General features: G+C 71.3%; 10 protein-coding genes. 4 read left to right on the top strand and 6 right to left on the bottom strand.

Annotation, left to right across the window (positions count from 1 at the left end):
* Positions 1–166: 166 nt before the first annotated feature.
* The 3 genes from AB0K12_RS23685 to AB0K12_RS23675 all read right to left on the bottom strand — a co-directional run bounded on the left by AB0K12_RS23685 (position 167) and on the right by AB0K12_RS23675 (position 3,234).
* Complete coding sequence (locus AB0K12_RS23685; protein ID WP_364564981.1) at positions 167–1,711, bottom strand: alkaline phosphatase D family protein; 1,545 nt, start codon at positions 1,709–1,711, stop codon at positions 167–169.
* Positions 1,712–1,840: 129 nt separating this feature from the next.
* On the bottom strand, positions 1,841–2,422 hold the full coding sequence (locus tag AB0K12_RS23680) for an HAD family phosphatase (RefSeq protein WP_364564978.1): 582 nt from the start codon (positions 2,420–2,422) through the stop codon (positions 1,841–1,843).
* Positions 2,419–3,234, bottom strand: coding sequence for a hypothetical protein (locus AB0K12_RS23675; RefSeq protein WP_364564975.1), 816 nt, complete (start codon positions 3,232–3,234; stop codon positions 2,419–2,421). Before AB0K12_RS23675 ends, AB0K12_RS23680 begins: the two co-directional genes overlap by 4 nt.
* Before the next feature lie 171 nt (positions 3,235–3,405).
* Between AB0K12_RS23675 and arfB the strand changes: the two genes are divergently transcribed.
* Positions 3,406–3,813, top strand: a complete 408-nt coding sequence (gene arfB / locus AB0K12_RS23670) for an alternative ribosome rescue aminoacyl-tRNA hydrolase ArfB (RefSeq protein ID WP_364564972.1) — start codon at positions 3,406–3,408, stop codon at positions 3,811–3,813.
* A 115-nt stretch (positions 3,814–3,928) separates the two neighbouring features.
* Here arfB and AB0K12_RS23665 read toward each other — a convergent pair whose 3' ends face one another.
* A complete protein-coding gene (locus tag AB0K12_RS23665) occupies positions 3,929–4,372 on the bottom strand; it encodes an NUDIX hydrolase (RefSeq protein ID WP_345401990.1) in 444 nt (147 codons plus the stop codon).
* A 77-nt stretch (positions 4,373–4,449) separates the two neighbouring features.
* Here AB0K12_RS23665 and AB0K12_RS23660 point away from each other — a divergent pair, with 77 nt between their 5' ends.
* The 3 genes from AB0K12_RS23660 to AB0K12_RS23650 all read left to right on the top strand — a co-directional run bounded on the left by AB0K12_RS23660 (position 4,450) and on the right by AB0K12_RS23650 (position 8,250).
* Positions 4,450–5,379, top strand: coding sequence for an acyl-ACP desaturase (locus AB0K12_RS23660; protein ID WP_364564970.1), 930 nt, complete (start codon positions 4,450–4,452; stop codon positions 5,377–5,379).
* A gap of 211 nt (positions 5,380–5,590) precedes the next feature.
* Positions 5,591–7,585 (top strand): AarF/UbiB family protein, encoded by a 1,995-nt coding sequence (locus AB0K12_RS23655; RefSeq protein WP_364564967.1) that lies wholly within the window; start codon positions 5,591–5,593, stop codon positions 7,583–7,585.
* A gap of 128 nt (positions 7,586–7,713) precedes the next feature.
* On the top strand, positions 7,714–8,250 hold the full coding sequence (locus AB0K12_RS23650; RefSeq protein ID WP_364564964.1) for an NADPH-dependent FMN reductase: 537 nt from the start codon (positions 7,714–7,716) through the stop codon (positions 8,248–8,250).
* A gap of 130 nt (positions 8,251–8,380) precedes the next feature.
* Here the strand turns inward: AB0K12_RS23650 and AB0K12_RS23645 are convergent, their stop codons facing one another.
* Both AB0K12_RS23645 and AB0K12_RS23640 read right to left on the bottom strand, forming a co-directional pair.
* Entirely contained in the window at positions 8,381–8,851 is a 471-nt protein-coding gene (locus AB0K12_RS23645) for a hypothetical protein (protein WP_364564961.1), read from the bottom strand.
* 172 nt (positions 8,852–9,023) lie between these two features.
* Positions 9,024–9,764 carry an HAD-IIA family hydrolase gene (locus AB0K12_RS23640; RefSeq protein WP_345409727.1) on the bottom strand — a complete coding sequence of 247 codons (741 nt, stop codon included), beginning with the start codon at positions 9,762–9,764 and terminating at the stop codon, positions 9,024–9,026.
* Positions 9,765–9,831: the final 67 nt, after the last annotated feature.

The raw sequence follows: 9,831 nt of genomic DNA, 5'->3' as shown, positions 1-9,831 counted from the left end.
GCAGAAGTTCGCGTTCGCGCTGGTCATGGTGGGGCTGAGCTTCGTGGTGATGGCGCTCGCGGCGGCGCCCCGGCGAAACCTGCCACGCCGGGGCCCGGCCGACCCCCACTCGATTGAGCGAACCCGCAGGCGGCCTTCAGCGACTCTTCAGGTAGACACCCTGTGCTCAGGCTGGTGGGGCGGCTTGGGCGGCGGCGGAGCGGTCCTGTGCCGCCGGGACGGTGAGGCGGTGGGAGGTCTTCGCGGGGGCGCCTCTGCGGGAGATGTAGTCGAGGGTGCGGAAGTCCACCGACAGCTCGTCCCTGGTCAGCCGCCCCATCAGGTAGCCGCGCCGCTGGTCGATGTAGGAGAAGTGCGGGTTCTCCTGCAACGCCTCGGAGATCCACGTACGGTCGCGGTACCCGTCGCCGTCGCTGGCGATCGACGACGCCACCAGCTCCCTGGCCACCACCGGCGAGTCGGGGTCGTCGAAGTCGGTCTTGAGCTCGGCCAGGTGGTGCATGTGGGCGTCGCCGGTCAGCACCACGGGGTTGGCGGTGCGGCCCAGGGCCGTCAGCAGGCGGGTGCGCTCGGCGGCGTAGCCGTCCCAGGAGTCGAGGTTGACCTCGCGCCCAGGCCCGGTCCTGAAGTCGCGCTGCGCCACCATGATCTGCTGCCCGAGCAGGTTCCAGCGGGCGGTGGAGGCGTCCAGGCCGCGCTCCAGCCAGCGCCACTGGTCGGCGCCGAGCAGCGTACGCCGGTCGTCGAGCCGGTCGTCACACCCGGCCCGCACGCCGTCGAGGCACGCCTGGTCGTCGCGGAACTGCCGGGTGTCGAGCAGGTGGAAGCGCGCCAGCGTGCCCCAGGAGACCCGCCGGTTCACCCGCAGCACCGCTCCCTGGAGGCTGGCGCGGCGCAGCGGCATGTTCTCGTAGTACGCGCGGAACGCCTGCGCCCGCCGCTGCTCGAAGCCGGGCGCGCCGGTGCTGGAGACGTGGCCGGCCCAGTTGTTCTCCACCTCGTGGTCGTCGAACGCCACCAGCCACGGCGCCACCGCGTGGGCCGCCTGGAGGTCGGGGTCGCTCTTGTACTGGGCGTGGCGCAGCCGGTAGTCGGCCAGGGTGCGGCACTTGCCGGGCGTGTGGGTGCGTACGCGGCCGGCGAGCGCGGTGTAGCCGCTGGGGCCGTACTCGTACATGTAGTCGCCGAGGAACACCACCAGCTGCGGCTCCTGCTCGGCGAGGCGGCGGTAGGCGGTGTAGAAGCCGTGCTCGTAGTGGGCGCACGCGGCGACGGCGAAGTGCAGCGGCGTCTCCCCCACCGGCGTCGTACGGGTGCGCCCGGCCGGCGACAGCCTGCCCTCGCTCTTGAAGCGGTAGAAGTATTCGCGCCCCGGCTCCAGCCCCTTCAGCTCGACGTGCACGCTGTGCGCGTCGCGGGCGCGGGCGGTGGCGGTGCCGGACCTGACGACCTTGCGGAACCGTTCGTCGGCGGCGACCTGCCAGGCCACCTCGACGTCGCGGGACGGCATGCCGCCGCGCCCGTCGCCGCTGAGGGGGTCGGCGGCCAGTCTGGTCCACAGCACGAAGCCGTCGGTGGAGGGGTCTCCCGAGGCGACGCCGAGGGTGAAGGGGTCGGTCTTGAGCGTTCTGGAAGTCGCGGCCGCCGGGAGGGCGGGCGAGGAGACGAGGAGGCCGGCTGTCGCCGCTGTCAGGAAGGCTCTGCGGTCCACGCTCCCAGGTATCGCCTCCCGGTCTGACTCCGCCGTGACAGCGGAGTCAAGCCAGGATGAACAGCACCGGTCGGTACGCGGCCACCGCGTACGCGAGGTGACGCCCCCGTGAACGGCGGCCGCCGCACCTCAGCCGGGCAGGGACGCGCGCAGGGCGGCGGCGTCGGTGAAGTGCACGGCGCGCAGCCCGGCCCGCTCGGCGCCCTCGACGTTCTCCTCGCGGTCGTCGACGAAGACGATGTCGGACGGGTCGGCGCCGAGCCCGCGCGCCAGCGCGTCGTAGATCTCCTTGTCGGGTTTGACCAGGCCCATCCGCCCGCTGTAGTAGCGGTGGCCGATCGCGGCGATCCAGGGCAACTGGTCGAGGCCGTCGCCGACGCAGACGGGCGCGTTCGACAGCAGCGCCACGTCACGGCCGGCATCGAGCAGCTCGCCGAGCAGCGCGACCGTGCCCCTGTCGGGGTTGGCCCAGCTCGAGACGTCCATGGCGACCAGGCGCGCGACCTCGGCGGGCGTGGCGGTCCGGCCCAGCACGGCGCTCCAGTACGCGTGCGGGCTCAGGTCGGCCCGGTCGAAGGCGAGGCGATGCTCCCAGTAGCCGCGCCTGAACGCCCCGGGCTCGGCGCCCACCGCCCGCGCCATCGCGTCGGCGTCGTCCGCCGACTGGGGCAGGGAGAGCACGCCGCCGTAGTCGAACACGATCCATGTCATGCGAGGAATGGTCGCAGATGCGGGCCGAGCGCCGGGCAGCCCAGGTATTTCTCGGCGGTGTGGAAGTCGATCCAGTCGAGGTTGACCAGCTCTTCTGCGTCGACGCCGGTGAAGCAGCCGGCGAGGACGGGCGGGATGGCGGCGATGTCGTCCTTGTCGGAGATGTTCACCCAGCGCCGCACGCCGGGCGGACGCTCGCCGCGCCCGTTGACGGGGGCGGGCAGGAGGTGCTCGAAGACGACGTTGCGCATGCCGAGGGGGCTGCCGAGGGTGACGAGCAGGTCCGCCTCGAGGTCGGGGCAGGCCCACAGCGCCTCGTACGTCACCACGCTGCCCAGCGAGTGCGCGATGACGATCCGGGGACGGTTGCGCCTGATGACGTCGGCCACGGCCTGCCGGCACTTCTCGCGGCGGCCCTTGTCGGTGAGGTAGGCGGCCACCTCGGGCGCGAACAGCTCGGCGAACGCCGCCGACCGCTCGTCCAGCCGGTCCAGCAGCCAGCCGGTGACCGACTTGAGCGCGCCCGTGACGTGCTCGCCGAGCCCGAGGTTCCTGGCCCAGCCGGCGAGGACCTCCTGCGCCTGGAGCTCCATGGCGGCCTTGGGGGCCTTGCCGAGGTCGGCGCCGTCGTTCAGGAGGTGGGAGAAGTAGGCGATCTCCGAGAAGTACGGCCGCGCCTCGCCGCCGAGCGCCGCGTGCAGGTAGCGGTCCCACTTGCGGCGCATGGCCGCCTCGGCGCCGGGCACCGACCGCCCGGCTCTGAGGTAGTAGTCGTACTTGCCGATCCCGTGCACGCCGACGATGCCGGACACCGCGTCCTCCCCAACCCCGTGCTTCTTCCGCGCGATAGTGGCATACGTCGCCGTCCGGCGGAGTGTCAACGAGCACTCGCGGCGGGAAAATGTGATTGCGGGCGGTATATGCCGTCCATATACGGTGACATGTCGTAAGAAAGAGCGCATCGCGAACAGGAGCTCCCCACCATGCCCGGCCCGCTGGTCGTCAACGACGCCGTCGTCATCCCCGACGCCGAGCTCGTGTGGCGCTTCTCGCGTTCCTCGGGCCCCGGTGGCCAGGGCGTCAACACCACCGACAGCCGGGTGGAGCTGACCTTCGACCTGTCCGCGACCACGGCACTGCCGCCCTCGCTCAAGGCGCGCGCCCTCGACCGGCTCGGCACCGGCACGATCACCATCGCCGCCTCGGAGTACCGCTCCCAGCTGCGTAACCGCGAGGCCGCCGCGCACCGCCTCGCGCAGCGGCTGCGCGAGGCCATCGCGCCGCCGCCCAAACGCCGGCGGCCTACCAAGCCGAGCCGCGGCTCGGTGGAACGGCGCATCGCCGCCAAGAAGCACCGCTCCGACCTCAAGCGCCTGCGCCGCGAACCCTGACCGCCGCTTCCAGCGGAGCTTCCGGGGACCTTGCAGGCTTCCCGCCCATCTCCCCACCGCCCAACCGCCCATCTCCCCACCGCCCGCCCCGCCATCGGCGGGCGCGCTCCCGAGGTCAGGTGCCGATGAGGCGGGGCAGGGTGGTGATGGTGGCCGAGAGGTAGCCGGCCACGGCCTGCGGGATGAGGTTCCGCGCGAAGAGCTCCGAACGGTGCAGCCGGACGTGCTCCACCTCGTACAGGCCGCGCGCCGGGTCATCGAACTCCGGCCCGTGGCGTAGCTTGGAATCCATGCTCAGCAGGCGGCAGCCGTACACGTGCTGGGTCTTCACCTCGCCCTGCCAGGGGTAGGACACGGTGACCAGGTGACGCACCGCGAAGACCGTCGCGCCCAGCTCCTCCAGGAGCTCCCGGTGCAGGGTGTCCTCCAGCGTGTCGTCCTCCGGCTCGACGTGCCCGCCCGGCACCGTCCAGTAGCGCGCGCGTCCCGGCACCGTACGCCGGAACAGGACGAGCCGATCGTCGTGGTCGAGCAGGACACCACGGACACTGGGGCGCATACATCCACCCTATTTGACCGGTATGTCCTTCGGGTAGCCTAACCTACGGTACCGTAACCTGAAGGAGAAGATCTTTTATGGCGATGTCTCAGACGGAGCTGCTGCACGAGCTCGAGCCGGTGGTGGCCGGCGAACTCGACCGCCACGAGAAGATGGCCAAAGAGTGGTTCCCGCACGAGTACATCCCGTGGAGCGAAGGCCGCGACTTCGACGGCATCTACGGGGGCGAGGCGTGGCAGGAGGGCGACTCCAAGATCCCCGAGGCCGCCAGGGTGTCGCTCATCGTCAACCTCCTGACCGAGGACAACCTGCCCAGCTATCACCACGAGATCGCCACGACGTTCGGCCGCGACGGCGCCTGGGGCACCTGGGTGCACCGATGGACCGCCGAGGAGGACCGTCACGGCACCGCCATCCGCGACTACCTCACCGTCACCCGCGCCGTGGACCCGGTGGCGCTGGAGCGTGCCCGCATGCGGCACATGGAGCAGGGCTTCGTCACCGAGTACAGCACGATGCTCCAGCAGCTCGCGTACGTCTCCTTCCAGGAGCTGGCCACCCGCATCGCCCACCGCAACACCGGCAGGGCCTCCGGCGACGAGGGCTGCGAGCGGCTGCTGGCCAGGATCGCCGCCGACGAGAACCTGCACATGCTCTTCTACCGCAACCTGCTCAAGGCGGCCTTCGAGCTCGACCCCAACCAGACCATGCGCGCGGTGACCGACGTGGTGACCACCTTCCAGATGCCCGGCCAGGGCATGGACGGCTTCGCCCGCAAGTCGCTGATCATCGCCCACGAGGGCATCTACGACCTGCGCCTGCACCTGGACGACGTGCTCATGCCGGTGCTGCGGCAGTGGTCGGTGTTCGACAAGACGGGGCTGGACGCCGAGGGCGAGAAGGCGCGCGAGGAGCTGTCCGCGTTCCTGGCCAGGACGGACGCCACGGCCGCCCGCTTCGTCGAGCGCCGCGAGGCGCGCCGCGCCCGCGAGGCCGCCCAGAAGTAGGTCCGTAAGCAGCCTCCTGAGGGGCCCCGCAAGCAGCAAGGAAGCAAGCCCGCAAGTGAGCCGGGCCATGACGGCCCGGCAGTGACACCGGGCGCCCAGGCGCCCCGGCCCGTCACTGACGGCCGGGGACGATATCGGCGCGGAAGCGTACAGAACATCATAAAAAGGAGCATTGCACCGCAGTAGCGGCGGCATGGGAGGATCCTGGCCCATGGACTTTTCCACCACGGTCGCCGTCGGGATCGCCACCCTGCTGACGATCATGCTCCTCGCGGTCGTGACGCAGCGGCTGCTGGATGTCCGCTTCGGCGCGCTGCGCACGTTCCTGGCCGCGCTGGTCGCGTTCGCGCTCGCCCAGCCGGTGCTGGAGCCGATCATGGCCATGGTCGGCCCCATGGACGGCACTCAGCCGCCCGACGCGGCCGCCCTGGGAGTCCTCCTGCTCGTCCTCATGGCCATGGTGCTGATCCCCATGGCCATGCTCGTGCTGGCCGAGGCGCTGGTGCCGCCCGGCTCGGTGCCGGGACCGCTGGAGCTGGCGCGGTCCGTGCGCGGCCGGTTGTCCAGGACCAGGCGTTATTCGCAGATCACCAGGATCGCCGTCCGGCACGGCCTCGGCCCCTACCTGCGGGGCAGGGGCGAACGGCTGGACGACCGCTCGGGCAAGCTCCGCCTGGCCGCGTCGCTGCGGGCCGCGCTGGACGACGGCGGGGTGACGTTCGTCAAGCTCGGGCAGGTGCTGTCCACCCGGCGCGACCTGCTGCCCGCCGAGTTCGTCGAGGAGCTCGGACGGCTGCAGGACCAGGTCGCCCCCGCGCCGTGGGCGCAGGTCGAGCCGGTGCTGCGCGCGGAGCTGGGCGGGCCGGTGGAGGAGGTGTTCGCCGCGTTCGACAGGACGCCGCTCGCCGCCGCCTCGATCGGCCAGGTGCACGCCGCCCGGCTGCACTCGGGCCGCGAGGTCGTGGTCAAGGTACGCCGGCCGGGCATCGAGGCGGTCGTCGGCCAGGACCTGGAGATCGTCCGGCGGCTGGCCGCCACGCTGGAGGGCAGGACCCGCTGGGGCCGCTCGCTCGGCCTGCGTGACCTGGCCGAGGGCTTCGCCACGGCGATCAGGGAGGAGCTGGACTTCGGCGTCGAGGCCGCCAACATGGCCGCCGTCTCGGCCGCCCGCGCCTCAGGAGGCTCCGGGGAGGACCCCGGCGGCGGAGCGAGCGTCGCGTATCCGGCGCCGATCAGCGCCATGTGCTCGGAGCGGGTGCTGGTCATGGAGCGGCTGTCGGGACGCCCGGTCACCGCCGCCGACCCCGCCGAGGGGCCGCGCCTGGCCCGCGACCTGCTCGACTGCCTGCTCAGGCAGATCCTCATCGAGGGCGTCTTCCACGCCGACCCGCACCCGGGCAACCTCATGCTGCTGGAGGACGGCACGCTGGGCCTGCTCGACTTCGGCTCGGTGGGCCGGCTCGACGGCTCCGTACGGGCGGCGCTGCAGCGCTTCCTGCTCGCCATGAACCGCCAGGACCCCCTGGGCGTCACGGACGCGCTCCTGGAGGTCGTGCCGCGCCCCGAGGAGATCGACGAGCCGGCGCTGGAGCGGGCCCTGGGCCAGTTCATGGCCAGGCACCTGGGCCCCGGCCTGGACAGCGCGCAGCTGTTCACCGACCTGTTCAAGATCGTCTCGGAGTACGGCCTGTCGATCCCGCCCGAGGTGGCCGCCGTCTTCCGCGCGCTGGCCACGCTGGAGGGCACGCTGGTGCGCCTGTCGCCCGGCTTCAACCTGATCGGCGAGGCCCGCGCGTTCGCGGGACGCTACCTGTCGGAGCAGGTCACGCCGGAGACGATCCGCGAGTCGCTGACCCAGGAGCTGACCGCCCTGGTGCCGATGCTGCGCCGCCTGCCGCGCCGGATCGAGCGCATCGCCAGCGCCGCCGAGCACGGCCGCTTCAGCGTGAACGTGCGGCTGCTCGCCGACGACCGCGACCGCCGCTACGTGACGGGCCTGCTGCACCAGGTGCTGCTGACGGTGCTGGGCGCGACGGCGGGGCTGATGGCGGTCATCCTGCTGACCACGGACGGCGGGCCCGCGCTGGTGGGCTCGACGACGCTGCTGCAGCTCATCGGCTACAACCTGCTGATGGTCGCGGCGATCCTGGGGCTGCGGGTGCTGGCGCTGATCTTCCGCCGCCCCCGCGCCTCCGACGACCGGTAGCCGGGACATCCCCACACAAGATCGCCGAGTTCGGGGAGAACTGTGCGCCTCTTGACTTCGGCATGGTCTTGGACATCCGCGGCATCGGGCAGGTTCTCGGTAACACCGGAACCCCTTGGGAGCAGTGGGTGAAAATCATCGGGATCGCCGCCAGTCTCCACGCGGGGTCATTCATCACCAGATTGCTGGACGCGGCAGGCGGCGAATTGCCGGAGAACGTGCGTTTCGAGGTGTGGCAGGGGTTGGGCGAGATCCCGCCGTATCAGCCGGGGACCGTCCCGGGGCCGGCGCGGGAGCTGGTCTCGATGGTCGCGGGGAGCGACGCGATCCTGCTGACGGCTCCCGAGCACAGCCTGCTGCCGATGGAGCTGACCCACGCGCTGGACTGGATGGCCGCGCGGGACGGGCTGTCGGGCAAGCACGTCGGGGTGATGAGCGCGAGCGCGCGGGCCTGCGGGGCCATGTGGGCGCAGGCGGAGCTGTACAAGCAGTTGCTCGGGGCGGGCGCCGTGGTGATGGGGGCCGAGCTGGTGATCTCGCCGGCCTGCCCGCACTTCGACGAGGACGGCCACCTGACCTCGGCCGACCTGCGCGACCAGGTGCGGCGAGTGATCCGCCAGCTGTGCCCCGCCGAGGTCATGGAGCCGGTGCTGTCGGCCCTGTGACGGACCGCGTGACGACCGCGTGACGACCCTGCGAGGGCGCTGTGCCGGCACCTCTGACGGCACCTCTGACGGCACCTCTGACGGCACCTCTGACTGCACCGCTGATGCGCTGTGATGCGGTGTGATGCGGTCAGTGCTCGCGCCGCTGCAGGCGCTCCAGCTTGATGCTCAGATCGAGGACCTCGGACCGCAGGAAGTCGAACTCGCGCTGGATCTCCGACCGGACGACGGCGAACTCGACGGCGATCTCCGCCCGCACGTCCGCCCCTGGCTCGGCTGCCTCGGATGTATCGGAGGTCTCGGAGGTACCGGGAGTCTCGCGGGTCTCGGCGGCAGGGCGGGAGGCGACCTCCCTGCGCACGCCCGCGATCTCCGTGCCGACCGCGGCGAACTCCTCGCCGATCTCGCCACGGGCACGGGCCAGCTCGGCCCGCAGCGTGGTGATCTCGGCCTGCAGCCGCTCCGAGAGGCCGAGGACCTCCCGCATGAGACCGATCTGCTGTTCGGGCCCGGCCTGCTCCAGGGCCGTCTCGAGGTCCTCGACCCGGAGTTTCAGGTCGAGGACCTCCGCGCGTACGTCCACCTGCCCCCGCCCTCTCATGCTCTGCGCTCTTGCTCGCCGCCATCGTCGCAGCCGTGGGACGGGGGCGCGGAGCGGAGGAAAAGCGCGGGTGTGCTTCTTTCCTCCCGCGCCCCTCGACTCCCCTCTCGACGGCGGGAACGAGAGCGGGAAGCGGGTGCAGGTTTTTCCTCCTGAGCCCGTCCTGCGGGCCTCAGATGAGCTCGATGAGGTCGGCGACCGAGTCGACGATCAGGGAGGGACGGTAGGGGAAGCGGTCGATCTCGTGCCGCTGGGTGACGCCGGTGAGCACGAGGATGGTGAACAGCCCGGCCTCCATGCCCGAGACGATGTCGGTGTCCATGCGGTCGCCGATCATGGCCGTGGTCTCGCTGTGGGCCTCGATCTCGTTGAGCGCGCTGCGCATCATGCGCGGGTTGGGCTTGCCCACGAAGTACGGCTCCACGCCGGTGGCCTTGGTGATCATGGCGGCGACGGCGCCGCAGGCCGGCAGCGAGCCCTCGGTGGAGGGGCCGATGGGGTCGGGGTTGGTGGCGATGAAGCGGGCGCCGCCCTCGATGAGCCGGATGGCCCGGGTGATCTGGGTGAAGCTGTAGGTGCGGGTCTCGCCGAGCACCACGTAGTCGGGGTCGAGGTCGGTCAGCACGTAGCCGACCTCGTGCAGCGCCGTGGTCAGCCCGGCCTCGCCGATCACGTACGCCGACCCGCCGGCCCGCTGGTCGTCGAGGAACTGGGCGGTGGCCAGGGCGGAGGTCCAGATGGACTCGGCTGGCACGTCGAGCCCGGCGCCCGCGAGGCGTACGGACAGGTCGCGCTGGGTGTAGATCGAGTTGTTGGTCAGGACCCGGAACTTCCGGCCCGACTCGCTGAGCCTTTTGATGAATTCGTCCGCACCTGGGACCGGCCGCCCTTCATGTACGAGCACACCGTCCATGTCGGACAACCAGGAGTCGATCCGCTTACGCTGAGTCACGCGTTCATCGTACCGAGCGCGCCTTATC

Origin of the sequence: Nonomuraea sp. NPDC049419 (assembly GCF_040676995.1) — a bacterium.
Classification (GTDB): Bacteria; Actinomycetota; Actinomycetes; order Streptosporangiales; family Streptosporangiaceae; genus Nonomuraea; species Nonomuraea salmonea.
Note: the sequence above shows the minus strand (reverse complement) of the source record. Positions and strands in the feature narration are given on the sequence as shown.

What these genes read in the sequence shown, in the direction of transcription:
- AB0K12_RS23680 (WP_364564978.1), bottom strand. Translation starts at nt 2,422, where the DNA reads ATGACATGGATCGTGTTCGACTACGGCGGCGTGCTCTCCCTGCCCCAG.
- arfB (WP_364564972.1), top strand. Translation starts at nt 3,406, where the DNA reads ATGCCCGGCCCGCTGGTCGTCAACGACGCCGTCGTCATCCCCGACGCC.
- AB0K12_RS23665 (WP_345401990.1), bottom strand. Translation starts at nt 4,372, where the DNA reads ATGCGCCCCAGTGTCCGTGGTGTCCTGCTCGACCACGACGATCGGCTC.
- AB0K12_RS23660 (WP_364564970.1), top strand. Translation starts at nt 4,450, where the DNA reads ATGGCGATGTCTCAGACGGAGCTGCTGCACGAGCTCGAGCCGGTGGTG.
- AB0K12_RS23655 (WP_364564967.1), top strand. Translation starts at nt 5,591, where the DNA reads ATGGACTTTTCCACCACGGTCGCCGTCGGGATCGCCACCCTGCTGACG.
- AB0K12_RS23645 (WP_364564961.1), bottom strand. Translation starts at nt 8,851, where the DNA reads ATGAGAGGGCGGGGGCAGGTGGACGTACGCGCGGAGGTCCTCGACCTG.
- AB0K12_RS23640 (WP_345409727.1), bottom strand. Translation starts at nt 9,764, where the DNA reads ATGGACGGTGTGCTCGTACATGAAGGGCGGCCGGTCCCAGGTGCGGAC.